The following is a 26,085-nucleotide window of genomic DNA, read 5'->3' as shown; positions in this document are numbered from 1 at the left end:
ATCGAGTGCTGAGTAATAAATCCTAACTCAGCACTCAGAACTCAGGACTCAGGACTAGATAAGCCTTCAAAAGCAGGACAGTAACCTTCGAGAGTTACTTTAAAGTTATACAACGGGGAAGCTGGATTCCAACACCGCTGCCCCCTTTGATGTCGGCAAGTACCACAACAGTCTACATCTGTCCAGGTATAGCGATCGCTGTTTTGGTTGAGCAGTTCTCGTTGAGACAATCCCCTTAATACTAATTCTTCCCCTTGCCAACGAGCTTCGATTAAACCAGTATCGGCAAATTGCCGCCAACGCTGATCGGCAGTAATCACATTCGGTAAGGTGATTGTGATTACTGTTCCTAACTCTGTGAGTTCGCCTTCATAGTTAGTCTCTGGTGCTGCCGGTTGTAAAAATGTGTCGCCAATGGGCAGTTCCACTAAAGTATCAGCCGCCGGAGAATGTACGTGGTAGCGGTTTTGCAACTCCTCTAAGCTAGTCAGGTCTGCCAAATAGCCAGGGGAACCATGAACAAAAACCACGTGCTGGGGTCGCAAATTATGAATTAGCTGCGTAGTACCAGGGCCATCGCTATGTTGAGCTAAGAGATAAGTTTCAACAGTGGTGGGTGCTAAATATTCTTTGTTAACTTTTATATCAATTTTTTCCGGTAGGAGAATCAGCCAAGGCCCGGTGTCTAATTGGCAGTGTTCGCCTAAATCAGATGTCGAGTCGGTGAGGACAATACAAGGTGACTTACCGACATTGGGGCGATGTTCTGGTTGGAGACGACGCACGCGGGGACGTACCCGTTCATCCCAAAATAAGGGTTGATGGCGGGCGAAGTTCTGCACCGATGGAGGGAGATGGGGTAGCAGTTCCAGATATGCATCGCATCCAGTGGCGACAGCACCATCTACCCAAATATCTAAATCTCGTCCGGTGAAGTGGTGATGCGATCGCAAGAGCATTAATAATTCTTGACCTAATCCTAAAGCCGGGGTGGGAAGGATTACAGAACAATGGTCAGCGATCGCTCGATTAATTCGCTCGGCTAGTTGATTTTCTTGGTTGCGGCGGTGAGGATGACGGGATGTACCATAACTACCTTCAATGATTAGCACATCCAAATCTAAACCCCGCAGTTCCTCTAAACGCAAACCTTCTACTAGTCGGGAGTTTGATAAGAAAAAGTCCCCTGTATACAGTAGCTTGTAAGTACGCTGCTGGGTGGTATAGGTAAGGAGAATTGCCACTGCTCCTGGTAAATGCCCTGCGGGAAATAATTCTGCCACCAAACCATCTTGAAATTCCACAGGCGATCGCAATGGCAAGGCATGACAAAATTGGGAAATTTTCTCAGGGTCTTGATCTACCCAATTCAGCGGTAGTAACTTGCTAGTTACCTCACTACCATAAATCGGTAACTTGGGAAAAGCTGTATGCAGCGCCAGTAAGCCTTTAGCATGATCTGGGTGGGCATGACTAATCAAAACTAAATCTGCTGGTAGGGGCGAACTAGTTCCACGTCCCGATTTAGTCAGCCCCTTAGCCAGCGATGAAATATCCTCAAAACCACAGTCCAATAGGATGCGATGTGGGCCCATTTTCACCAACAAACACACGCCCTCATTGTCATGCTGGACACTATAGGGGAAACATTCTAATTCACTACCTAGTTCCGCAGCATCTACGCGAGAGGATGCCGATAGATTATCCCTCATGCTCTCCTCCCCTCAAACCTCATCATCATGGACATATCCCAAAAGCCAAAAGTTACACAAATTTTGGTTTTGTGACTTAGGGGTAAGTTTTATCGTGCGCCCCTACACCCTGAGAATACGGATTTTTGATTGGGGAGGACGCCTGCACCGAACCTGCACTGATTCGGAAAGGTGGGCTAACCAGAAGCCATCAAACTAGTAGCTCAAGGAGTTTGCCGTTTGTTTTCCCTTTACAAGTTTTGAGCGCTCTTAGCCAACTCACCCTCCGGGAAGTCGATCGAGCGTCTACAGATTTATCTTAATGTGCGGAGCCATTGCCATGATAATTATCTGAATCATAGAATCCATTCTTCGTGCCAAAAAATAAGCACGAAAGTGTAAATATAACTGTTAATCCAGCTAGAATCAGCTTTACATCCATTTGTCTGCTGCCCTTTACTCAAAGACTTTCCTATATTAATTTAGTGCTTCTGCAATCAAACGGAATCACTAGAAAATCTTTACTATGCTTATATGGATTGGGCAATAGGTAAATTTACCACAATCAGTCAGATTGTAAAACCTTTCGGTCAAGCTGTCTATCTAGATGTAAAGCAATATGACAACGAGCAATCGTTTACAGCCCGTAAAAATCTTCGTTTGAAAATAGCATCTCGCAAACCGTACTGCTTGGTGATTAAAGAGTGCTAAGGGATTTCCAAAAAATAAATTATCCCAATAAACGTAGACGCATACTCCTACGGGGATCTTGCTACGCAAAGCGACACGCTGTTCGCGTTCGTAGGCCGCAGGCTACCTACTCCAGGGGCAGAGAACACAGAGAGAATCTTTGCATCAGTTTTGGGATATTTTTTATTTGGAAGTCCCTAATTTCGATTAAACAACCACAAAATTGTTTTCGCTGACTGACAATCCAGTAGATAGTTGTGCAAATTTTACCTGAGTAAACCCAGACGCACTGCCATCAAGGTCAAAGAACAGTCCACCTGTAGCACTGTTATAGATAAATCGTTGATTGCTTGTCGTCGCAGATGTTCCGAGGGTAAACTGACTTGTCTTAAGCGAACCTGGTGATAACCCGCCGCCAAAGCCAGCAGCCGATACCTGAATCAGTTCATTAGTCGCGTTGAAGTCATAAATACTGTCAACACCTTTATTGTAATTATTGAAAACAAAAATATCAGTACCAGTGCCTCCATAGAGGGTATCATTACCAAAACCACCTATAAGGGTATCATTCCCACTACCACCATAGATTGTGTTTTTACCAAAGGCACTAGAGGCGGAGATATAATCATTGCCAGCGCCACCATCGAGTAAGTTATCACCTTTTGAATTACTAGCATCCAAGTTATCGTCCCCAGTGCCACCGTTAAGAGTGTTTTTTCCAGACGAGCGAGATTCGTATGTGATGGAGACATCGCGGAGTGAATAGGGGTCGCTAGGAGTGTATTTGAAGTAGCCAGAGATGGAGAGATAATCATTGCCATCACCCCCAGAGAGCAAATTATCGCCTGTTGAACCGCCAGCACTCAAGGTATCCTTACCTGCACCACCGTTGAGGGTGTTCTTACCAGACGAGCGAGAGTCGTAGGCTCCGTAGTTACCTCCATTGTAGTAGCCAGAGATCGAGAGATTATCATTGCCATCGTCCCCAGAGAGCAAATTATTGCCTGTTGAACCGCTAGCACTCAAGTTATCGTCACCTGCGCCACCGTTGAGGGTGTTTTTACCAGACGAGCGAGAGTTGTAGTCTTCGTCTGGATAGCTAAAGCCCTCGTAGCCAGAGATGGAGAGATAATCATTGCCATAGCCCCCAGAAAGCAGATTATTGCCAACAAGAGAGTCATTACCCGTACCACCAATGAGGCTATCATTTCCCGCACCACCAATGAGGGTATCATCGCCTGCACCACCAATGAGGGTATCATCGCCTGCACCACCTCGCAGCAAATCGTTTCCACTCAAGCCATCGATTTTGTCATTACCGCCTTGACCATTAACTACATCATTAGAATCCTCTAATCCCGTAATATTATTGTTGAGGTCATTGAGGAAAGTTACTGTGTTCTTGATGCCCAGGCTAGTATCAGTAGAGTTGGAATCGAGGACATTAAAGCTGTCGGTGATGCTATTTTGCCCGTCAAACAGGATATTACCAATTGCTGGTTTGCCTCCAGAAGCTTTCAGATTCTCTAAATTTTCTAGTTTGAAATTTTGTAGGATAACTAGGGTATCAGCATTCCCTTCAAAGGAGATTTCTAGATTGTTGCCATTCTGAAACAGCAGTAAATTTCGAGCAGTTAATCCTGCACCCTGAAATTTGATGGTGTCCACTTCAGCAATAACTGCTGCTGTCGGGTTAGTTCCTTTACCTATGCCACCAAAATCAGTAATTCTATCAGTGCCGTCGCCCAAGTCGTAAACAAATTTATCCTTGCCACCGCCACCAGTTAAAAAATCATTCCCAGTACCACCAATGAGAGTATCATTCCCAGTACCACCCTGTAGTAAGTCGTAGCCGCTGGTTCCAATGATGTTTGCCATAACTTTTGCCTACCTGATTCCATTTTTTCAGTAATTTCAGTTCTCAACTTTGAATTTAATGCTGTTTTCGGGCACAAAATACTTACCGAAGTTGACGTATACCTTAAGAATTAGGAACAGTAATATTCATCAAAGATTCACTCTATGAAAAAGCTTTTCAGTAGCACTGATTTATTCTCAAACTATCTAAGTCGAATGGCACTGTACACACTAATCAGGGTGTAAATTCAAGTCAATAGTTAACTACTGACAAAGAAGGAGATTTTTATACCCTCGTTCCGAGAAATTCTGCGTGCATATCTACTTTGAAATACAGAACATCTAAATAACCCAACACCAACCATATACTACCGTATTTACTTAGATGTTACACACTTTAACTTTAGTTCAAGGTAAGGAGAAATTTGTGGTACTCAGGTTAATTAAAATATTCTCGACTAGCTTTGAGGGTGTTTAAAAAGTATGCCAAGCCTGAATTAACTTTGAGAGCGTGTGTAAGTCTGCGCTCTATCTAGTTCGTTAGGTATTTTAGCTTACAAGCGATCGCAATTTTTTCGAGAATTTCTAAGCAAAACTTGCGAGTCTCGTCTTGCTTGAGTTAGTAAAAATGGACTTCTTAGGATTGTGGGTAAAAGTTTCTTCTTTAATATTTCCCTTTTCCATTTCTCAGTAATTACCCTGACTTGAATTTACCCAATTAATTACTAAAATCTAATACTAGATTCAATTTAATATTTGTTCGGATATGAGTATGATTTCATTTAAACCTTTGATTTTGATTATAGGCACTAGTATTGTTTTACTGCCTCTGCTGTCCAACTGGTGCGTCCAAGCACAAAATCAATCACAAAATATTGAGCTAAAAGTTTATAGTGAAAACGAGCAAAAACAAAGCTGTCCAGACAAGGTGATTGTCACTGAAAAACCCCATCCTTATCAAGAAGGCAGTTTTGCAACAGATGGCTCTATTAACCTGAGTGCCTATGCCAGTAATATCTCTGTTCAAGCCAGTAATAGCTTTAGTGTTACATGGGTTGGGACACTCAAACCAAAATATGCTAGATGCTTTGCTTCTGCTGGAATGACTAAGGTTGATGGGCAAGACTACTCTGGAAAAATTAATTATTTACGGATGCACTTTGTTAAAGGTAAAGTTTACTTCATCTTAGATTTGGCTGGTGGCTCTGATGCTAATAATTATCCCCTAGTAGTGCTAAAAAATAGTTTAAAGAATGGCAATCCTACCTGGACTTGGGGTGGAACTGACTAGAGATAATACTGGAGTTCGGCGATTATTGTTGAGCAAAAGCCAAGTCACTTTCAATTAACTTGGCATTTGTTAAGTTAGCCCCACTCAAATTGCACAAGTGAAAATTTGCTCCTCTTAGGTCTGCTAATGACAGATTAGCTCCTGTTAAATCTGCACCAGTGAGGTTGACTTCACTTAAGTTAGCACTACTGAGGTTAGCCCCTTGAAGTGAAGCTTGTTGCAGGTTTGCCTCACTTAGGTTTGCCCTCATCAAGTATGCTTTATTCAAGTAAGCTCCACTTAAATTAGCTTGACTGAGGTCTGCTGCTGTTAAATCAGCTTTACTTAGATTGGCTTGACTTAAGTCCGCCCAACTCAACGAGGCATAACTTAGGTTAATTTCACTCAGCTTCACTGATGCAAGTACTGCACACCTCAAATTAGCATTAACAAAATTTCTTTCTCCGATTGCATAACGGCGTAAAATTTCATTCGTTGTTACTCTGTCTAAAACAGCTTTTGATGCGCCTTGATAACACCAAGTGGCTTTTAATAGTTTGGCAGCAGTGTTAACAGCTACCTCATCACTAGAAGCTACAATTACACCATTGCAGCCATCCCATTGACCGTTAAGCATCAAGGCAATCTCATTAGCAGCAGCAATTGAGTCAAATAGTAAAACAGATTCTTTGTGCCGTTTTAACCAGTTATTCCAACCAATCGAGATAATATTTTTCATTCCTATAAATTTTGGTCTTTTCAGACAATTACGGCTCTAACTATCTATTCTGACTAATAACAATCAGACTGGTGTGTGTAACAACCGACCATTATTGTGTGTGCTTAACGAACGCTTGCTAAAAGTTTTCTCTTGACCGACGCTGGGCGGGTACGTCATCACACTTAAATATGTTCTTGTTGGGTACGTAAGCTGTTAATCGTAGCGGTTAAAACTAGAATAATTGCCAAAACTAATACGGTATTTCTGAGCATTGAGTTATCAGAATGCTTGAATGCGATCGCTACCAGTGCCCAGATTGTTACTCCTGTATAAGCGATGTCTCGACGCTGGATGACCATAACTGCTGCAACTGCTGTTGCTATTAATACCATAATGAGAGTCCAGATTACAGCAGAAATCCCCCAACCGTTCCACCTGTGAAAATCCAAAGCACACGCTACATTGACAATAGTCGCCACGCTAATCCAACCTAGATAAATGCTAATTGGAAAGTGAATACACCATTTTTTTAGCCAAGGTACACGCGATTTGCCAATTTCTAACTGCACATAAACACCAATTAGGGGCAACAGAATCAAGAGCATTGCAATTACAGAAAGAGCAAAAAGCCTAGACAAAAACAGATACACCCAGATACTTTGAGCAACACAGGCGATCGCCAACAGATAATCTGTCTTACGTAAATCAGGCTCATGTCGTTGGTTAGGTAAAGCTTGGTATACCCCAAAAGCAAACAACCCAAGGTAAATCAGCCCCCAGATAGCAAAGGCGTAATTGGCAGGGATAATCAGGACATTTTTAAACAAAGTATTGGAAATTTCCCCGATGCTAAGTCCATTGAGCGGAAAAATGTTCGATACTACGTTGATAACAAAAGCACCAAAGATTGCAGCCAAAGTAACAAGCTGCCGCCAAAGATCCCGGTAATTGCCTTTTGTGAACTGCTGCATAGGATATTAACTCATAATCTTTTGTGCTTTTAGCTTACATCCCAAAAAGAGTGATGCATATAAGCCACAGTCATATCTAGCAAGTTAACGTAATGCGAAAGTCCCCACCTTCAGCGTACTCGCAAGGTGGGGATGAATAGCGGGAAATTGCGAAAACCTCTCAAATGTGTTTGAACTACGTTCAAACAGTGCAAAGAGGATTTGAACAATTTCTAATTCCCTCATGATGGTGCTTCCTGAGATTTGATATATTGCTTGACCTTTTCAATCGGTGCGCCACCAGTTGAGGCAACATAATAAGAACTAGACCAAAGAACAGGTTTTTTATAGAAAGTCGCTAAATGTTCCGTGAATTCTTTTTGAATAATTCTGCTAGAGGCTGACTTAAGGCTCCCCACTAACGCTGATAAATTATTATCAGGATGGAAATCTACCAATAGGTGAACATGGTCTGATTCTCCTGAAAATTCTATTAATCGGCATTTTGTCTTTATGCAAACATTTGCCAGTACCTCATTCAAGCGTTCCAACATTGGAGCGGTTATTACTTGGCGTCGATATTTGGTGACAAACACAAAATGCAGGTGAATAGAAAAAATAGAATGAGAGCTTTTTCTAGCAAGCGCTTGACCAACCTACATTTCAATTGTATTGTCAATGATATAGTAATTCAATTCTTGGAGGTAAAGATAGGTGGCAATCAGGCGAATGACTTTTCGGTTATACCCAAATGAGCAGATAGAGCGGTTTTTGAGATATCACCGAAAGTTACACAAAGACCTGTACAACGCCGCAGTCAATAACAGATTTACTCAATATCAAAAGTTCAACCACAAGGTTGATTATTTTGAGCAGCAAAATTGCTTACCAGCGTTTAAAGACGTTTGGATTGAGTACAAAGAGATTAATTCTCAGGCATTGCAAGCAACTCTTAAGCGTGTTGACTTTGCTTTTGAGCGCTGGTTTAAAGGACTAGGTAAACGCCCAAAGTTCAAATCAATTCGCCATTACTCAGGGTGGAGTTATCCAGCTAAAAGTGGGTATTCTGTTGAGTCAAATGGCGAGAATGGTTATTTAATTTTGTCTAAGATTGGACGTATTCAGATGCGGGGACTGGCTTTGTATTGGGGAGTTCCAACTACTTGTACTATTGTTTATCGCAATGGAAAATGGTACGCATCTATTACAGTTGAAGTTTTAGCTCAAGTTCTGAAACCAGAGATTTTACCTATTGGTGCTATCGGTATTGACTTAGGATGTAATTCAGCGCTATCAATTACTGACGGTGAAAATCATCAACAAATCAATGCACCTAAGTTCTTGAGAAACGCAGAACATCTAATCAAGAAAGCATCTAAGGATAAGAGGCGTAAACGTGCGCCGAATAAAAATAAGAAAATAAAAGCTTCTAGAAGGTTCAAAAAAGCCCAAGCCAAAGTTAGTAAACTGTATCGTAAAGTTGCTAACCAACGACAGGATTGGGTTCACCAAGTTGCAGCAGACATTGTAAGCGGTAATAGCTTCGTTGCTACAGAAACTCTAGTTGTGAAGAACATGACCAGTAAGGCAAAGATTGGCAAGCGTAAAAAGCAAAAAGCGGGTCTAAATAAATCCATTTTGGATGTTGGTTTTGGAATATTACGCAGCACCATCAAATACAAAGTTGAGCAAATTGGTGGTGTATTCGTAGAGGTTCCAACCAAGAAGGTAAAACCTTCCCAAACCTGCCCTAAATGTGGACACCAACACAAAAAGACACTCGATATTAGGGTTCATAAGTGCTGTGTTTGTGGGTACATTCAAGACCGAGATATTGCTGCTGCTGAGGTTATGCTTTACTGGTCAAAAGGTACTCTACCGGGGTTAGGAACTAGCCTCGCAGACGCAGAGTCGTCTGGCTCTACTTCACGCACCCGCAAAACAGCAGGAAGCATGAAGCAACTAGGGGCAATGAAGCGTCAAAAATCTGTAGAAGTCTCCGCTAAAAACGGACTGGGGGATGTAGAAACCCACAGTTCAGGCGTAGCTAACTGTGGGTAGTTCATTCAGGAGTTAAACTGATTATTGACCTCACTGCTTTTAAGGTACTGTCCATGCAGCTACTTCAAACTACCGACAAAGATTTTTCGATCAAATTCCAAACTCTTGTAAGCGATCGCCGGGAAGTTACAGTTGATGTTAGTGGGACAGTACGCGAGATTTTAGCTGATGTCAAAGTGCGTGGTGATGCCGCAGTCAAGGACTATACTAGCCGCTTCGATCGCAACAATCTTCAGTCTTTGCATTTAAGCGAAACTTTTATTGCCGAACACGCGGCTCAATGTCCTGCTGATGTCTTGGCTGCACTGGAATTTGCTGCTAAAAGGATTGTGGCTTTCCATGAAAAACAATTACCACAAGATATTGGCTACACCGATGCAGTCGGGGTAAAACTGGGATTGAATTGGGTAGCGCTCTCGCAAGTGGGAATTTATGTACCAGGGGGACGGGCTAGCTATCCGAGTTCTTTATTGATGAATGCCTTACCAGCTAAAATTGCTGGTGTTGAAAGAATTGTCATGACAGTACCAATGCCTGGTGGTGAGATTAATTCCGTTGTATTGGCTGCTGCTCAAGTTGCCGGTGTTACAGAAATATATGGCATTGGTGGGGCGCAAGCGATCGCAGCATTAGCTTATGGTACAGAAAGCATTACCCCAGTAGATAAAATAGTTGGCCCTGGTAATGCTTATGTTGCTGAAGCCAAGCGCCAAGTCTTTGGCACTGTTGGCATTGATAGCATCGCTGGGCCTTCTGAAATTTTAGTGGTAGCCGACAGCCAGAACAACCCAGATTGGATTGCCTGGGATTTACTATCGCAAGCAGAACACGATCCTAGTGCCCAGTCAATCTTAATTACTGATTCCGAAATCTTCGCGCAACAAGTAATCAAGGCTGTTGAGAAAATTCTCACCGATTTACCTACCAGAGAAGTTGCCAATGCAAGTTGGCAAAATTATGCAGCTGTGATTATAGTTAGCGATTTAGCCGAGAGTATACCACTGCTCAATCAACTAGCTCCAGAACATGTGGAATTGTGTGTGGACAACCCGCAACTCCTTGCCAATCAAATTAAGTGCGCCGGCAGCGTGTTTTTAGGACGCTATACTCCAGAAGCGATTGGCGATTATTTAGGAGGCCCTAACCATGTACTGCCAACTGCCCGTTCTGCCCGCTTTGCTTCTGGTTTGAGTGTGTTCGACTTTCTCAAACGAATTACTTTTTTAGAATGTGACAAAGAATCATTACAGACAATAGGCAAAGCAGCTGTCACCTTAGCAGAGGCAGAAGGTTTACCAGCCCATGCAGGTAGTGTATCTGTACGCTTGTAATAATAAAAAACTGAGATAAGTAAAACGGCGTAAATCTTTGTAGTTGGGATGAGGTAGGAAGCAGTGTTTCGACTACGCTCAACTGCCGCGTAGTCGAAACTCAACAACCAGGCAGGAGGCAGGTGGTCACTGAGCAAAGCCGAAGTGAGGCAGAAGGCAGGAGAGAGCATCTACATTTGACATTGATTAAAAGGTTCTCGAACAAAATAGAGTGCATCGCGTTTTTGAACTTCCATACCGCCTCTATTCCAGCTTCCCCAACGAGTTATAAATTTTTTCCCACCTTGGCGACGTTCAATCGCAACAGTAAAATTATTACGGAGTTCCCGATAACATCCATCTAAATTCGTTAAAGTCAAATCCAGTGCTGAGATATTAAATTTATTCTCTCCTTTATTGACAACAAAAAATCCTTCACTGCCCCGCTCCATTAGCAATACAGTCGGACTATCAATTGTTGCTAAAACATTTTCTTTGGTATTTTTTCCCTGAGTTCCTCGTTGATGCATAATTTGGCGAAATTTGACACCATATTTGATAAAAGGAACATCTTGATTATCCCAGTTGAGTATTAAAGGAGTGCCACTTTCTCTCGCCAAGATATATGCTGTTGCCAGGAAAGAGTCAGAAGGATCGCTATAGGGGTTAATGGCATTAAAATTAATCTCGCGGATCGTATCGTGGTTTCTGCCAAAAGTGACGCTACGCGGATCGTTTATGGCTGTGGGAACTCGCAGAGAACGCAAATCTCCACCAAAGCTGAAGGCATTTTTCATTGAATTGTAGAGAACAAAATCTGTGACAGCAGCAATCCAGTTATAATTTTCTGCACTGGTGTCGCTATCTGCAATTACCTCAAGATAATTCCATGCTTTGCCTTTACTTTGTCGATCCACATAGCTGATGTACTCTTTAAGAACATCTGCTGGGATATGTTTGGCAGCATCAAACCGAAATCCATCAATTCCTAAATCTAGCAATTGTTTTAAATGAGCTTTTTGAATTTTTTTAACATTATTGGTAAATTTCAATTCAGGAAGTCCACCTAACCAACAATTAATTTCTGAATCTCTATTGCCATCACTATAATTAATGCTACAAGATTTTTTCCCTGGACGATTTGAATCCGAATTAAAGTCATTTATAGAAAGACCTGGAAATTTAGTTAAATCTTCAAAATCATCATTGCCATCTAAATTAGCCATGTGATTGAAAACAACATCAGCAATCACTTTGACCTGACAACTGTGGGCTTGATTAATAAGTTCTTTTAAATCTAAGAGTGAACCTCTACCTTCGATAATGCTGTAATCTACAGGTTGATAGCGTGCCCACCATTCTAGAGCAGGATTAGATTTTTGGGCTGGAGAAATTTGAATGTGAGAGTATCCTTGCTTCCCTATTTCACAAACAAACTTTTCAATATCAATGTACTGTTGGTCAAATGCATGAAAAATCGCAGAAGGTTTTTCTCCTGCTAATGTCTTAATCGGGTAAATACAAGTTGTGCAGATGACAACTGCACAAATTAAAATATTTTTTATCAAAGATATTACTCCTAAACCGTATTGTGTTTTACTATTAGTTTGCCAAAGAAACTTGACTTTTTATTGAGTAATATCATGTCCGCTTGGTTACTTATTAAACCTCAAGAACCCCTCTCCGTATGTATTGAGGCTACGGTGTACACACAAGTCGAATTACCCCCCTTAATCTCCTCTTAAAAAGACGTGAGTTCGACGAGTGCTATTTTGACCTCTCCCCCAGCCCCTCTCCTACCAAGAGAGGGGAGCAAAACAATTACAAATCCAAAATTGATTGGGCATTATTGACGCGATGGTTTCTTACCAAAGCCATAGCGTGTTGTATCCATAATCCAAGTTTGGAAGTTGTCAATGTAACTAAATATCACTGGTACTACTACCAGTGTCAACAGAGTGGAAGTTGTAAAACCGCCCATAATGGCAATTCCCATTGGTTGGCGAACTTCAGAACCCGCGCCGATTCCCAATGCTAAGGGCAGAATCCCGGCGATCGTTGCGAAAGAAGTCATTAAAATCGGACGCAGACGTGATACGCCTGATTCAACCAGCGCCTGACGTTGGGTTTTGCCTTCTTGCATATTGATGATGGTATAGTCAACTAACAGAATCGAGTTTTTGGTGACAATCCCCAACAGCAACACAATACCAATCAAGGCATATATTCCTAAGGGTTTTTGAGCAACCATCAACGCTACCAATGCCCCGCCTAAACAAAAGGGTAAGGCTGCCATAATCGATAATGGATGGAGAAAGTTGTTATACAGCAACACCAGAATTGCATAGATACACATTAATGCCAGCCCCAACGCACCGCCAAAGCGACCAAAAATGTCTTGCATAATTTTGGCACTACCTGATGGTTGCTGTATTACTCCTGGCGGTAAGTTTTGCATTGCAGGTAGTTGGTTGATTGTCTGGACTGCTTCTCCTAAAGAAAGCCCTTGCAAATTCGCTTCTACAGCTACTTGACGGGCGCGATCGTAACGGTTGATAGTAGCAGGGCCGCTACCAAAGCGGATATCTGCCACTGCTATGAGAGGAACTAATCTGCCATTTTGACTGGGGACTTGTAGATTTGTGATTGTGTTGATATCAGCCCGCGCTTCGGGATCGATTTGCACGCGAATCGGGATTTGACGATCGCTTAAATTAAATTTCGCTAAGTTCGCTTCATTATCGCCGATGGTGGCAAGGGAAGCAGTCCGAGCGATCGCTTGCACTGTTACGCCCAAATCTGCTGCCCGTTGCGGGTTAGGAATTACCAAAATCTCTGGTTTGACTAAACTTGCAGTAGATGCCACTTCTACTAATCCAGCTAGCGATCGCATCTGCTTTTCTAAGGCATCGGCAGCTTGATTTAAAGCTTCGGGATTTTCACTTCTGAGGACAATTGATAAACCTTTGCGACTGTCACCCGGTGACTGACTTTGAAAACTAATTCTCGCTCCTGGTATTTGCTCAAAGTTAGGACGTACTTGTTCCTCAAACTGTTTTTGGGAAATATTTCGTTTCTCTCTGGGTTTAAGATTAATCGCAAGGCTGGCAGAATCGATCTCTTCTGTTGCTAGTACGCGCTCAACTACTGGATTTTGGCGGATAATATCAGTTGCTTGTGTGACTACTTTGTTAACGTCTTCTAATGTGGAACCTGGAGGAAGTTCTATAGATACGTTGGAAATTCCGAAATCGCCATCATCAACAAAACCCTTGGGAATTAAAGGAACCAGCATCAGACTAGCAACAAAAAAAGCGAAAGCGATCGCCATTGTTGTCAATCTATGGCGTAACGCCCACTGTAAAAGCGATCTATAAGGTTGAAAACCCCGACGCTTTTCATCTCCAAGTTTTCTACTTCCGTTCCCACCACCTGGAAGTATAAATTTAAAATTAAAAATTTTTATTACTCCCCCTGCCCCCTGCCCCCTGCCCCCCTGCCCCTCCGCCTCCTTTAACAGATACGCCCCCATCATCGGCGTAACCATCCGCGCGACAAGAGTTGAGAAAATTGTGGAAACGGCAACAGTAACGCCAAATGGTTGAAAAAATTGCCCTGGAATCCCACCCATAAAGGCAACGGGCAGAAACACTGCAATAATCGTCGCTGAACTGGCGATTACGGCTAATCCTACTTCGTCGGAAGAGTCAAAAGCAGCGTCCCAAGCTGACTTGCCCATAGCCATGTGGCGTTCCATGTTTTCAATTTCGACAACGGCATCATCGACCAAGTTACCCACCGCTAGGGCTAATGCCAACAAAGTCATGTTGTTGAGGGTATAACCAAGGGCTTGCTGCACTGCGAAGGTGGGAATTATTGACAAGGGTAAGGCAACAGCCGTAATTAATGTTGCTCGCCAGTCCCGCAAAAACACTAAAATCACGATTACTGCCAGTAGCGAAGCTTGAATCAATTCATCAATGGTGCTTTGGTAAGATTGGCGGACAATATCGGCTCTAGTAAAAATTAAATCTAGTTTGACATCGGGGGGAAGGGTTTTTTCTAGTTGTTTGACTGCTGCTTTCACTCCTTCTTCTACAGTCACCAGAACGCTGCCAGTACTACGTAAGACTTGAAAAGCTACCACAGGTTGATTATTCAAACGGGCGGCTTGGCGCACATCAGCAAATTTATCTTCTACAGTTCCCAGGCTAGATAAAGGTACAGAACCGCCTTGTGGTAAAACGATTTCGTAGGTTTTCAAAATATCCACACTGACGGCACTTCCTAAAGTACGGATACTTTGTTCGCTACCACCAACTTCGGCACGTCCGCCAGGTAAATTAATGTTCAAAGCGCGGATTTGGTCGTTTACCTGAGTAGCAGTGATCGCTAAAGATTGTAAGCGGTCTGGATTAAGATTAATGCGAATTTCTCGGTCAACGCCACCCACGCGCTGAATTTGGGCTACACCACGAACTCCCAACAAGGCACGGCTAATAGTTTGGTCTACGAGATTGCTTAACTCTTCTACAGAACGCCGATCTGATTTAACTGCGTAGGTAATCACCGGGCCGCCGGAAAATTCTAGGCGTTCCACAATGGGGTCGTTAATGTCTTGGGGTAAATCTTGGCGAATTTGAGCGATCGCATTTCTAACATCATTGGTGGCGCGATCGCTATCTGTACCTAAAACAAAATTGATTGTTGTCTGAGAATTCCCATCGCTAACGGTAGAAATCATGTAATCGATATTGCCCAACCCCGCCACAGCATCTTCAATTTTTTTCGTCACTTGGGATTCTAGTTCTGCTGGGCCTGCACCCGGTTGGGTAACTTTGATCGAAACTGTTGGTACATCAATATTTGGGTTAATATCAATCCCCAAGGATATGAATGAGAACCAACCGACAACCGTCAAAATTAAAAATAAAACGATCGTGGGAACAGGTTTTTTAATCGACCAGGCTGAGATATTAAAAGACATTGGGAAATTTGAGATTTGGGATTTGTCATTTGTCATTGGTCATTGGTCACTTGTACTGAGTTTCGACACTTCGACTGCGCTCAGTGCATCGCTGCGCGGTAATCGAGCGACTTGTACTGAGTTTCGACTGCGCTCAACTACCGCGTAGTCGAAGTAAGTCGAGATTCAACTACCGCGAAGCCGTTGGCGCAGCCTCTCCAAGAGTTGTATTGGTCATTGGTCATTTTTCCCTATTCCCTTCAATTTGCAACTCGAACCCGATCGCCATCTTTGAGATAGCCTGCACCATCAACGACAACGCGATCGCCTAACTGTAACCCACTCTTGATTTCCACTGTGTCGTTATTGCCAGGATCTCCTAACTCGACTTTCTGGCTGCTGACTGTATTTTCACCCGATAGGATGAATACAATTACACTTGCGTCAGCTTGGGACTGGACTGCTTTTTGTGGCACTACCATTTTCATCCCTGAGTCAGTAGTAATTGCAGCACTAGCAAACATTCCTGGTTTTAGCAAAGTTGTTGGCGGCAAGTCAATTTTCACTGTCGCTTCCCGTCTTTGATCGTTTAGCTGTGGTTGTATGTCTCTGACTCGTCCCTGCGATCGCACCCGCCGATCGACATCAGAAGTAATTTGCACCGATGCGCCAATTTTCACCTGAGTTAGTTGAGTTTCGGGCACCTTCGCCTGAAGTTCTAACTTTTCATCTCGGATAATCGAAAATAGCTTTTGTGTGCCACCAATCACCGTCCCCACTTGGGTTTGCGGCGGTACGCCAGTGACATCACCGACTCTAGCTAGTTTCTCGGCAATTACTCCTGAAACCGGCGCACGTACTACAGTTTGTTCCAATTGAGTTTGCAGTTGTTGCACTTTCGCAGCACTGCTTTTAACATCGGCTTTGGCTTTGTTGACGATCGCTTGGGCGTTATTAATGTTAGCTTGGGCACTGCCGATATTAGCCTGGGCACTACGTATATTTTCTTGGGACAGGTTCACAACTTCTATGGCAGTTTTCACAGCGTAAGAACGAGTATCAAGTTCTTGTTTGCTGATCGTTCCAGAGTCAGCGAGTTTTTGATAGCGCTGATAATTTTTGGCTGCTTCCTCCAATCTCGCCTTAGCTTGAGCTAAATCGGCTCGTTTTTGCTGGACTATTGCTTTATTTGATACCAAATCTGCCTGCTTGGATGCCAAATCGGCTTGTTTGGATGCCACATCTGCTTGTTTCGATTCCACATCTGCTTTTGCTTGGCTAATTTGATTTTGCAGTATGGAACCATCTAACACTGCCAACACTTGACCTTGTTTGACAAAAGCTCCTTCTTTGACATTTGCGGGGATGCTTTTAATTTGTAAACCGTTTGTTTGCGGTAGCACCGGAATTAAATCACTCGCGGCTACAGTCCCAGTAGTTTTGAGTGTACGGACAACACGGGCCGTTTCTACTGTGGCGATCGTAACTGTCATCGCTGGGTTAACTTTTTTATCCGCTACCGCGCTTTGTTGACGGGATGGAAAACGATTTAATACACTCATTCCAACCAGGGCGATCGCAATTCCTAAACCAGCACCCAAGAATAATGGCTTCAACCATGCCCTGGTTTGCTTTTGATCTGATTTGCTTAAAAAATTCCGATTTTCAGAGGTTATAGCTTCTTCCACCTCAACTTCTGAAAGACTTTCATCGCTCACAGTTTCACCTCTACTTGCTGTTTATACATACCAAACCTTGGTATTTTCTTAAAAAAACTTGAAGTTTATTTACTTCGATATCAACTATGACGTATTTCATAGTGAATGTCTTTTATCGGTAACAGTATATAATATAACTTTTTAGCTAAGAGAAATTACTGTTAAAGAATGATAATAAATTTTATGTAGATTATGATAAAAAAATTCTCTCATCTTATAGAGCTACTCTATGTCACACACCATCTGTATTGAGATCACTGTCATCCAATGCTTAGATATGAAAAACTAAATATAGCCGATCTAGATTTATCTAATTAGAATCGAAAGTATTTATGTACCTTGGTAGACCAGGAAATTATTTTTTACACGTAATCAATCATTTCTCTAATGCCTTTGTGTTGCTAGGAAGTTATATATCCAAACATAGATAAAGCTAGCGTCTACAGGTACGCGTGAGTTACAAAGGAGCAAACTCCATTGCCTGAAATTCCAGCAAGGATGGCCTTGATTAGGGAATTTTGAAATCAATCAAAATCAATAAAAAATTGGTATATACCAGAGTCACCAGATATGTTCAATGCCACTGAAATTTTAATTGATGCCTTCGTAAATGAAATTCGAGACGGCTATCGCCGCACTTATGGCTGCTTTAAACATGATTATCAGGACATTATCGCCTGGGCGGGTAACATGGCTTTGGAAAACATTGCCAATAGCGATGCCCTTTACCACAATGTTGAACACACTGTCTTAGTCACCCTGGTGGGACAAGAAATTTTACGTGGCAAACACATCAGGGAAGGCGGTGTTTCCAGTGAAGACTGGTTACATTGTATTATTTCTTTAGTCAGTCATGATATTGGCTATGTTAAGGGAGTTTGCCGACAAGACCGAGAAACAGCAAACTTATATGCCACAGGTAAAAATGGCAAAATGATTTCTGTGGCTGCTGGCGCTTCTGATGCCAGTCTGACACCGTATCATGTTGATAGAGCCAAGCTGTTTATTGATGAGCGGTTTGGAGGTCACAAGTTAATCGATGCTGAGGCAATTAAAAGCAATATTGAATTGACTCGATTTCCTGTACCTGCGGCGGAAGACCATCAAGATACGAAGTGCTTTGCAGGATTAGTGCGTGCTGCTGATTTGATTGGTCAACTAAGCGACCCGCGTTACCTAAAGAAAATTACTTCTTTATTTTACGAATTTGAAGAAACTGGTGTAAATAAAGTTTTGGGCTATAATACCCCTGCCGATTTGCGTAACAACTACGCTAAGTTTTACTGGAATGGCGTATATCCTTATATCCAAGAAGGACTGCATTATCTATCATTGACACAACAGGGAAAACAAATTCTCGCGAATCTTTACTCAAACGTGTTTGTTGTAGAACATCAAAAACAACAGGAAGAACAGCAGCGGTATTTGGAGAAGTTAGCAGTTAAAAATTAGGAGTTGGAGGTAGAGACGCGATTAACCCTTGTCTGTACAAAATAGGAGTACAGACAAGGGTTAACCCTTGTCTGTACAAAAGTTGGGAGTTGAAAATTATTAATCATGAGTTATGAATTAAGATAAAAACTTAATAACTCATAACTCCTAACTTATAACTCCTAACTACTATGGATTGGTGGCGACGACTTAAGAAAAATCCTTTGGCACGATTTGGGGTAACTTTGCTGTTAATTTTCTATATAGCAGTAATTGCAGCTGATTTCGTAGCTCCTTATGACCCCTATGCTTCACAGCCTAATGGTTCACTGCTGCCACCAACCAAGATACACTGGGTTTCTCAGTCAGGGCAGTTTATTGGTCCTTATGTTTATCCGACAACTCAAGGAGATACGAATTTAGATACAGGCGATCGCGAACTCATTGTAGACTCGAAAAAGCCTTCGCCTCTGCGTCTATTTGTCTCCGGCTCAGAATACCGATTGTTGCAGATGAGTTTGCCACTACCGCCTACGTGGGATGAAGTCACAATCTTTGGTGGTATTCCCTTAAATTGGCATTTATTTGGCACAACAACTGGTGCAAAATTAAATATTTTCGGCACTGATGACCAAGGCCGCGACCAATTTAGCCGCTTGCTGCATGGCGGTCGCATCAGTATGTTTATCGGGATTTTTGGCATTATCATTACTTATCCCCTCGGTTTGCTGATTGGGGGAATTTCCGGCTATTTCGGCGGTGTAACTGATAGCATCATTATGCGCTTGGCAGAAGTGCTAATGACTTTCCCTAGTATTTATCTTTTGGTAACATTGGGTGCGGTCTTACCAGCAGGTTTAAGTAGTACCCAGCGCTTTTTGCTGATTGTGGTGATTACTTCAGTGATTAGCTGGGCTGGTTTAGCACGGGTCATTCGGGGACAGGTACTATCAATTAAAGAGCGAGAATTTGTTCAAGCCGCGCGGGCAATGGGCGCGAACCCAATTTATATAATTATCCGTCATGTTTTACCGCAAACGGCTAGTTATGTAATTATCTCTGCGACTCTTGCAATTCCTAGCTTTATTGGTTCAGAGGCGATATTGAGTCTTATCGGCTTGGGTATTCAACAACCAGACCCCTCTTGGGGCAATATGTTATCTCTGGCTAGCAATGCTTCAATTTTGGTGTTGCAACCTTGGCTAATTTGGCCGCCGGCTGTGCTGATTATCCTCACAGTGTTGGCATTCAACTTACTCGGTGATGGGCTAAGAGATGCACTCGACCCGCGTAGTTTAAGAAGATAAGCCCTCAATAATAGCAAATGGGGTCGTCGAAATAACAAATGGGTACTCCGAAATAGCAAATGGGTACTCCGAAATAGCTTTTGCGAACTCCGAAATAACTTTTGCGAACTCCGAAATAACTTTTGCGAACTCCGAAATAACAAATGGGTACTCCGAAATAGCAAATGCGAACCCCGAAATAACAAATGGGTACTCCGAAATAGCAAATGCGAACCCCGAAATAACAAATGGGTACTCCGAAATAGCAAATGGGTACTCCGAAATAACAAATGCGATCGCCCTTTGATGTCGCTTAATGTGGGGTTAACCGACATTGCGTTAAAAGCGGCTAATTTAAAGCAATATTCGTTGGTGAATGCAGGGGTTGAGTAGTGGATGAATTTGAAGAATTTATCATGGGACTTGCTTTGGCTCAATTATTAAAGCAAGAAGCTGGAGTTGCCAAAAGATTGTAAGAATAATGCTATCAAGCGGCCGCAGAACAGAACTTAAGCAAGAAAAGTGTTTGTGTTTAAAAGTTTTAAATGTGTTCGTGCCTAAAGTTTGCTAAGAAAATCAAGTAAGAAAAATTTGATTAATTCGTTTTTAATGCTGTATTTTTGAGGTTTTCAGCCGCTTGTTCGTCGCAACTGACTTGCGCGGTCTGGTCTATCTCAATAGATTTGTATAAGATTGGAATTAATGATCCTTAAACAAATAATCTGATAAAAGATGATAAATGTTGATTTATCAAAAGCTTTCCAAACAGGTCAAAGGCTAAATACACGATTTGGTGTTTTTATTCTTAATCCTTATAAAATTGGGAAACTAAACTTAACTTCAGGAAAATTAATAGCTTGCGATCCCCTAGTTTTTCCTGGCACAGACCCCTTTAGTCCCAATTTTAAGACTGGTTGTTATCCAGTTTTTTTGAGCATTGCACGCAACCTCAATAACGAAGAACCAATGGTTGCTTATGCTATGGTTCAGATTAGCGAAGTAACCGCAGTGCGGTGGGAATTAGCTACTAGAGTTGGTGAGAAATTAAGTGATTTAAAAGAAGGAGAGGGCTTTTTTGGTTATGGAGTTGATTCTGGAATAGGGTGCTTTATGGATGCGGATGCTGCTCAAATTATTATTGATAATACTTGGGAAACAGAAATTTATGAAGACACTTTAGCTTGCAAACTAGATAATTTACTCGAAGAAGAAAATAGCCTTGGCGTAATGTTGGCTAATATGTGTGTCAATGAGTTCAATAGAGTAAATATTATTGCATTTGCAACGGCGTTGGGTGATGGGTTTTATTATACTTACTTTGGATACGATACTAATAATAATGTTGTTAACGTTATTACAGTGAGTTTATCTGGATATCTCCAGTAATAAAAAAGTAAGAATGTTTTCTGATATTGGGCTCGAAAGTCTAAAAGACAAGGTTTTCAGTTGCCATTACTGTGTACTTGATTGCGAGGTCGAAACTAGAGCAAACGCAATAGATAAAATTAAATTGGTGCTGCTTAATAACATTCATGAGAAGACGAAACAGAAGGTTTTGCTATGATATAAAGTTAGCTTTCAATTGTTTAACTCCTTTGCCTGACTAATGAAAAGTTTTTTATAAATCATTAAGTCGGTAGGCACGAGCAAACCAATATATGTTTAGTTTTGTAAAAACAGTGAAATAGTGAATATTATCTCAAAGATGTGAATAAAATTCTGGGGATTTTAGCCAGTGGTATTTCTCAAAAAAATTTAATACCGAATTCGCGGATCTACATAAGCATTTAAAATGTCAATTAAAATACTGGCGCTGACAACGATCGCACCAAAAAATACCAATACTCCCTGGACTGTGGGATAATCGCGATCGGCGATCGCTTGATACAATCGATTAGCTAACCCAGGCCAAGAAAATGTTACTTCTGTCAAAATCGCCCCACCTAACAGAGAGGCAAAAGTCAATCCCAACACTGTAATCACTGGAATTAGGGCATTCTTTAAAGCGTGGGAGGCTAAAATCTTATTTTCACCAATACCTCTAGCTCTAGCCGCTTCTACATAATCTGCTTGCAAAGTTTGCTTTAAATTCACTCGCACAATTCGCTCAAAAATTCCACTGAGCAAAATTCCCAAAGTGAGACTTGGTAAAGCCAGATGGTGCAAAGATGCGAAAAACTGAGTGAAATTTCCACCGAGTAAGCTATCAATTGTATACAATCCAGTCACAGTAGTGGGAGCCGGAAGATTGGGCGGAAAGCGGTTTGAATTGGGAAACCAACCGAGTTGGACTGAGAAAATTAACTGCAAAAGCATTCCCGCCCAAAACATCGGGAGTGCGTAGGTGATGATCCCAAATAAGCGCCCGCCGACATCAAAATATGTCCCAGGACGAGAAGCCGAAAGAGTGCCAACCGCAATTCCGACGATAAGTGCAACCGCCATACTACATACTGCTAACTCCACTGTCGCCGGGAAATATTGCCCAATAATGTCCCAAACATTCTCTCCCCGACTCAACAAAGAACTTCCCAAATCAAAGCGCAACAAATTTCCCAAATAATTGAGGTACTGTAACCACAGCGGAAGGTTTAAACCGAGTTGTTTTCGCAATTCTTCTTTAGCTGCTTCTGGCGCACGTCCACCAAGTATTGCATCTGCTGGATCTCCTGGTGTTGCTCTTAATAAGAGAAATACAATGGTGATAATTGTTAATAGCTGAAGTGGCGCAAGAAGCAACCGAGAAACAATGTAATATTGTAAAGCTTTAGAACGAGACATCTTTAGTTAGGAGTTGATAATTTGCAGTTAGGAGTTAGGAGTGAGCAGTTAGGAGTTGATAATTTGCAGTTAGCAATTATGAATTAAGATAGAAACCTAGCTTGCAAAAATTCTTTAATTACTATATTTAGTGAAGTTGAACATCTCTATTTAACTCAAAATCACATTCATGATTTTGTTATTTTTGCAACAAGTCTAATTCCTAACTTCTAACTCCTAACTCTCAACTTATTTTTTAATTGTCTGGTAAACCAAAATTTGGGTAGGGTTAAGTTTTACGCCATTAACACCATTTCGGGCAAATACATAGTCTTTGTTTTGCCATAAGGGAACGTAAGGTACATCAGTAGTTACTTGCGTTTGAATTTCGTTAAAGATTTTCTGACGCGCTTCGGGGTTTTGTTCTTTGCGTTGCCCATCAATCAGTTTATTTATAGTTTCGTTATAGTAGAACGAACCCTGAGTTTGACTGCCTCCATCTTCGCATCCTTTAGCAGTTGAACCTTTATCACAAGATAAAAATGGCTGGACGTAATTATCTGGATCTAAAAAGTCTGGATACCAATCAAGTAAAGCTGCCGGATACAAACCCTTGGCAATGTCTTTAAAGAAGGCAGGCCCTTCCGCTTGGGTAACTTCAAATTGCAGTATTCCATCCATTTTGACATCCACAAGAGATTTGAGTGTCTGTGCTGCCAAACTACGAGTAGGTGAACTAGAAGGATACCAAACTTGCACTTTCGCAGGATTTTCTTTGGAGAAGCCAGCAGTAGTTAATAATTTTTTAGCTCGATCGAAGTTAGCATCGCCATATTTATCTTTGAATAATGGCACAGAAACTTTAAATGTTGTGGGAATCATGCTATAGAGCGGATCTGCTTGACCAAATAATACTCGCTCGTTTAAAAGTGGACGGTCAATGATGGACGCGATCGCTTGTCTTACCTCTAATTTATCTAAAGGTTTTTGATTGCGGTTTAATACCAGATAACTTACTACACTACCTTCAGCTGCGATCGCTTGCCAATCCCCTTTTTTACCACCTTCTGACAAACTCCGATTTTGATCTGGTTGCAGCGACAGATAAGCTACATCGATTGCACCTGTACGGAAAGCATTAAACAAATTAACCGGACTAGTTTGAATTTGGAGATTAACACCCTTGTTAACTGGTTTTTCTCCCCAATATTTATCAAACGCATCAAATCGGATGGAATCAGTACCATACTGTCCTAATTTGTAAGGGCCAGTCCCCACAAAAATATTCGGCTTGAATTTACCAGCGCCGACTTCGTAAGCTTTAGGCGAAATGGCACACACTCCAGGAAACGCCAGCAGTGAAGGAAAGGCTGCAAATGGCTTTTTCAGCTTGATGATTAACTCATACTCGCTTGTCGGTTTTACCGAATCTACTATATCCCCTAGTAAGAAAGAAGGTTTTCCTTTATTTTGAATAAAGCGGTTGATGGTAAACGCCATTGCTTGAGCGTTGAAGGGAGTTCCATCGTGAAAAACTACACCCTGACGTAAGGGAATGGTATAAGTTAAGCCGTCTTGACTGACTTTGGGTAATGCTGTAGCTAGTTGGGGTTTAATTTCGGTGCTTCCTGATTCGTAATTATAGAGGCGATCGCTCATATTAAACACTAAACCCAAAGCTGCTAACTCATAAGCATCAGCCGGATCGAGGGTTCTTGGCTTGGCTGTTGTACCGATAGTAATCCGACCATCACCTGTAGGGGTATTTACAGAACCAGATGGCGGCGTAGTTGATTGCGGACGAGGAGCGCAACTAACAACTAAAAATAAACATAGACAGAACAAAGATAGGAATTGTGTAATTCGACCCCACCGTTTCACGGACAAGGAAAACCAGGTCATAGCAATAATATATTTGATATCAGCGGTCAGCAATTTTACTACATTTGTGACTCTTATGCTGAATCTTCACAATTTATAGTGGTTCTTGTTGCGATGGAACGCTCCGTAGCTATCTAAATCAAAAACTTGTGGTAGATACTCAACTTCATAATCAAGTTTATTACTGCGATCCCGACGATGGGATACGCCTCTATACTTGTCGGGTTTTGAGGAAAAGGGGAAAGAAAAAACCTTTAACCTTTACCCATTAACCTTTTCCCCAAACCTATGCCGAGTTAAAAATGGTTAACCGAGCAGTATTAGGATACGCCTATGCACTATTTGGTTACAAAAAATCATTAATAAAATACAAAATTTAATATTTAAGATTTGTTAAGTATTGAAAATTTTTTATGTAATTAAATTTTTTAACAGTTGGTTAAATTTGTCGTAAATTCATATTTACTAAAAAAATGGGTATTTGTTAAGCTTTGACACTTAACCCAAGTAGTGTACGTTGAGATTTTACTTGTTGCTGCTTGGGAACAGATACCGACAAAGGGTTTTCTCGTCAAGCTCGGCTGTATTCTCAAAAAGAAGTGTGTTTGAACATCAGCGACTAAAGCGATCGCGATATTGTTAACAGCAGATTGAAAGTCGAAATAGTGAGACTAAGACCGTGAAGTATTTCTTTCTATCTGAGGGATGGGCAGTTGCAAGAGTCTGGGCATCTGATGGACTCTGGCAAATAACCGCATGGCGACGCCAACCAGATATTCAGCGAATGAATATTTGTTTAGTCGAAGAAAATGAATTGCTCTGGCTTTATCGAGTTGAAGAAGCCGTTTTAACCGTGGAAGTGAAGCCAACAACACCAGTAATTGGTAGTCAGACCATCGGTCAAGTAGTACTCAAGCGTCTGATGAGCGCCGAACAGGTAATCGAACGCCTGGGTACAGCCGAGGCGAAGTGTCAACTGCAAAATATCCACTTGGTTGTTCAGTAGATAGTGGGCATGGGGTACAAGAGGCAGAGGGGCAGCACTTCGGCTAAGCTCAGTGACCGAGGAGCAGAGGGGCAGAGGGGAAACAACTTACTGCAACTGCTCCCCTGCTCCCCTGCTCCCCTGCCTCCCCTCTCATCGTAAAGAAAAGATAAGCAAATTTCATCCTCGACGGGTATTGGTAGCGAAAAAACTTGGAGATGCTACGCGATCGCATCAATTTACACGCTTGCAAACAATTCCATCAATAGTTACACTTTTTAAAACATTCTCATTTTTGCTTGGCGATGGCTACCCTAACATAGGTAAACCTCCCGAAGCGAGTAAGCATTGCCAAAGCACCCACGCTGTCTGACTTATTAAGACTAAGCTGTGGTGATACTCTGGTGGCAATAACAAAAAACAAGAGAGAGTTTTATGAGTGGCGATTTTCGTCTTTCATAACCTCAGTAAGAAAATTGGTTTGTAAACTAACTCATCGAGGAGGAGC

16 protein-coding genes and 2 pseudogenes are annotated in these 26,085 nt (G+C 41.9%); 8 read left to right on the top strand and 10 right to left on the bottom strand.

Features of this window, described 5'->3' with window-relative positions:
* Positions 1 to 41: 41 nt before the first annotated feature.
* The gene (locus ACR5KR_RS16845; protein ID WP_448267262.1) at positions 42 to 1,712 is read right to left on the bottom strand and encodes an MBL fold metallo-hydrolase; all 1,671 of its coding nucleotides are present in this window, start codon (positions 1,710 to 1,712) and stop codon (positions 42 to 44) included.
* A 513-nt stretch (positions 1,713 to 2,225) separates the two neighbouring features.
* Between ACR5KR_RS16845 and ACR5KR_RS16840 the strand changes: the two genes are divergently transcribed.
* Complete coding sequence (locus ACR5KR_RS16840) at positions 2,226 to 2,402, top strand: hypothetical protein (protein WP_448267261.1); 177 nt, start codon at positions 2,226 to 2,228, stop codon at positions 2,400 to 2,402.
* A gap of 186 nt (positions 2,403 to 2,588) precedes the next feature.
* On the opposite strand, the pseudogene ACR5KR_RS16835 reads toward ACR5KR_RS16840, so the two are convergent.
* Positions 2,589 to 4,259 (bottom strand): annotated as a pseudogene (locus ACR5KR_RS16835) (calcium-binding protein); the annotation flags it as partial.
* Between the two features lie 751 nt (positions 4,260 to 5,010).
* Here ACR5KR_RS16835 and ACR5KR_RS16830 point away from each other — a divergent pair.
* Entirely contained in the window at positions 5,011 to 5,529 is a 519-nt protein-coding gene (locus ACR5KR_RS16830) for a hypothetical protein (RefSeq protein ID WP_448267260.1), read from the top strand.
* Positions 5,530 to 5,551: 22 nt separating this feature from the next.
* On the opposite strand, the gene ACR5KR_RS16825 is transcribed toward ACR5KR_RS16830, so the two are convergent.
* The 3 genes and pseudogenes from ACR5KR_RS16825 to tnpA form a co-directional block, all read right to left on the bottom strand.
* Complete coding sequence (locus ACR5KR_RS16825) at positions 5,552 to 6,247, bottom strand: pentapeptide repeat-containing protein (protein WP_448267259.1); 696 nt, start codon at positions 6,245 to 6,247, stop codon at positions 5,552 to 5,554.
* Positions 6,248 to 6,411: 164 nt separating this feature from the next.
* Entirely contained in the window at positions 6,412 to 7,200 is a 789-nt protein-coding gene (locus ACR5KR_RS16820; protein WP_448267257.1) for a tryptophan-rich sensory protein, read from the bottom strand.
* Positions 7,201 to 7,421: 221 nt separating this feature from the next.
* Positions 7,422 to 7,817 (bottom strand): annotated as a pseudogene (tnpA, locus tag ACR5KR_RS16815) (IS200/IS605 family transposase); the annotation flags it as partial.
* Positions 7,818 to 7,908: 91 nt separating this feature from the next.
* On the opposite strand from tnpA, the gene ACR5KR_RS16810 reads away from it, so the two are divergent.
* Together ACR5KR_RS16810 and hisD are read left to right on the top strand one after the other, a co-directional pair.
* Positions 7,909 to 9,240: an RNA-guided endonuclease InsQ/TnpB family protein gene (locus ACR5KR_RS16810; RefSeq protein WP_448267256.1), complete on the top strand. Its 1,332-nt coding sequence runs from the start codon at positions 7,909 to 7,911 to the stop codon at positions 9,238 to 9,240.
* A 53-nt stretch (positions 9,241 to 9,293) separates the two neighbouring features.
* On the top strand, positions 9,294 to 10,571 hold the full coding sequence (hisD, locus tag ACR5KR_RS16805) for a histidinol dehydrogenase (protein ID WP_448267255.1): 1,278 nt from the start codon (positions 9,294 to 9,296) through the stop codon (positions 10,569 to 10,571).
* Between the two features lie 170 nt (positions 10,572 to 10,741).
* On the opposite strand, the gene ACR5KR_RS16800 is transcribed toward hisD, so the two are convergent.
* The 3 genes from ACR5KR_RS16800 to ACR5KR_RS16790 form a co-directional block, all read right to left on the bottom strand.
* Positions 10,742 to 12,118, bottom strand: a complete 1,377-nt coding sequence (locus ACR5KR_RS16800; protein WP_448267254.1) for an alpha-amylase family glycosyl hydrolase — start codon at positions 12,116 to 12,118, stop codon at positions 10,742 to 10,744.
* Positions 12,119 to 12,396: 278 nt separating this feature from the next.
* Positions 12,397 to 15,537 (bottom strand): efflux RND transporter permease subunit, encoded by a 3,141-nt coding sequence (locus tag ACR5KR_RS16795; protein WP_448270231.1) that lies wholly within the window; start codon positions 15,535 to 15,537, stop codon positions 12,397 to 12,399.
* Between the two features lie 239 nt (positions 15,538 to 15,776).
* Positions 15,777 to 17,234, bottom strand: coding sequence for an efflux RND transporter periplasmic adaptor subunit (locus ACR5KR_RS16790; RefSeq protein ID WP_448267253.1), 1,458 nt, complete (start codon positions 17,232 to 17,234; stop codon positions 15,777 to 15,779).
* A gap of 570 nt (positions 17,235 to 17,804) precedes the next feature.
* Between ACR5KR_RS16790 and ACR5KR_RS16785 the strand changes: the two genes are divergently transcribed.
* The 3 genes from ACR5KR_RS16785 to ACR5KR_RS16775 all read left to right on the top strand — a co-directional run bounded on the left by ACR5KR_RS16785 (position 17,805) and on the right by ACR5KR_RS16775 (position 21,337).
* Complete coding sequence (locus tag ACR5KR_RS16785) at positions 17,805 to 18,686, top strand: Npun_R2479 family HD domain-containing metalloprotein (RefSeq protein WP_448267252.1); 882 nt, start codon at positions 17,805 to 17,807, stop codon at positions 18,684 to 18,686.
* Between the two features lie 170 nt (positions 18,687 to 18,856).
* Complete coding sequence (locus ACR5KR_RS16780; protein WP_448267251.1) at positions 18,857 to 19,972, top strand: ABC transporter permease; 1,116 nt, start codon at positions 18,857 to 18,859, stop codon at positions 19,970 to 19,972.
* Between the two features lie 711 nt (positions 19,973 to 20,683).
* On the top strand, positions 20,684 to 21,337 hold the full coding sequence (locus ACR5KR_RS16775; RefSeq protein ID WP_448267250.1) for a DUF4241 domain-containing protein: 654 nt from the start codon (positions 20,684 to 20,686) through the stop codon (positions 21,335 to 21,337).
* Positions 21,338 to 21,706: 369 nt separating this feature from the next.
* Here ACR5KR_RS16775 and ACR5KR_RS16770 read toward each other — a convergent pair whose 3' ends face one another.
* Complete coding sequence (locus ACR5KR_RS16770) at positions 21,707 to 22,732, bottom strand: ABC transporter permease (RefSeq protein ID WP_322704124.1); 1,026 nt, start codon at positions 22,730 to 22,732, stop codon at positions 21,707 to 21,709.
* Positions 22,733 to 22,960: 228 nt separating this feature from the next.
* Entirely contained in the window at positions 22,961 to 24,613 is a 1,653-nt protein-coding gene (locus ACR5KR_RS16765; protein WP_448267249.1) for an ABC transporter substrate-binding protein, read from the bottom strand.
* Positions 24,614 to 25,271: 658 nt separating this feature from the next.
* Between ACR5KR_RS16765 and ACR5KR_RS16760 the strand changes: the two genes are divergently transcribed.
* A complete protein-coding gene (locus ACR5KR_RS16760) occupies positions 25,272 to 25,598 on the top strand; it encodes a hypothetical protein (protein WP_289795423.1) in 327 nt (108 codons plus the stop codon).
* Positions 25,599 to 26,085: the final 487 nt, after the last annotated feature.

The sequence above is a fragment of the Nostoc sp. DSM 114159 genome, assembly GCF_053470285.1.
Note: the sequence above shows the minus strand (reverse complement) of the source record. Positions and strands in the feature narration are given on the sequence as shown.

Coding starts and splice junctions, on each gene's coding strand:
- hisD (WP_448267255.1), top strand. CDS start 9,294: ATGCAGCTACTTCAAACTACCGACAAAGATTTTTCGATCAAATTCCAA.
- ACR5KR_RS16825 (WP_448267259.1), bottom strand. CDS start 6,247: ATGAAAAATATTATCTCGATTGGTTGGAATAACTGGTTAAAACGGCAC.
- ACR5KR_RS16840 (WP_448267261.1), top strand. CDS start 2,226: ATGGATTGGGCAATAGGTAAATTTACCACAATCAGTCAGATTGTAAAA.
- ACR5KR_RS16780 (WP_448267251.1), top strand. CDS start 18,857: ATGGATTGGTGGCGACGACTTAAGAAAAATCCTTTGGCACGATTTGGG.
- ACR5KR_RS16785 (WP_448267252.1), top strand. CDS start 17,805: ATGTTCAATGCCACTGAAATTTTAATTGATGCCTTCGTAAATGAAATT.
- ACR5KR_RS16765 (WP_448267249.1), bottom strand. CDS start 24,613: ATGACCTGGTTTTCCTTGTCCGTGAAACGGTGGGGTCGAATTACACAA.
- ACR5KR_RS16770 (WP_322704124.1), bottom strand. CDS start 22,732: ATGTCTCGTTCTAAAGCTTTACAATATTACATTGTTTCTCGGTTGCTT.
- ACR5KR_RS16830 (WP_448267260.1), top strand. CDS start 5,011: ATGATTTCATTTAAACCTTTGATTTTGATTATAGGCACTAGTATTGTT.
- ACR5KR_RS16775 (WP_448267250.1), top strand. CDS start 20,684: ATGATAAATGTTGATTTATCAAAAGCTTTCCAAACAGGTCAAAGGCTA.
- ACR5KR_RS16810 (WP_448267256.1), top strand. CDS start 7,909: ATGACTTTTCGGTTATACCCAAATGAGCAGATAGAGCGGTTTTTGAGA.
- ACR5KR_RS16795 (WP_448270231.1), bottom strand. CDS start 15,537: ATGTCTTTTAATATCTCAGCCTGGTCGATTAAAAAACCTGTTCCCACG.
- ACR5KR_RS16820 (WP_448267257.1), bottom strand. CDS start 7,200: ATGCAGCAGTTCACAAAAGGCAATTACCGGGATCTTTGGCGGCAGCTT.
- ACR5KR_RS16845 (WP_448267262.1), bottom strand. CDS start 1,712: ATGAGGGATAATCTATCGGCATCCTCTCGCGTAGATGCTGCGGAACTA.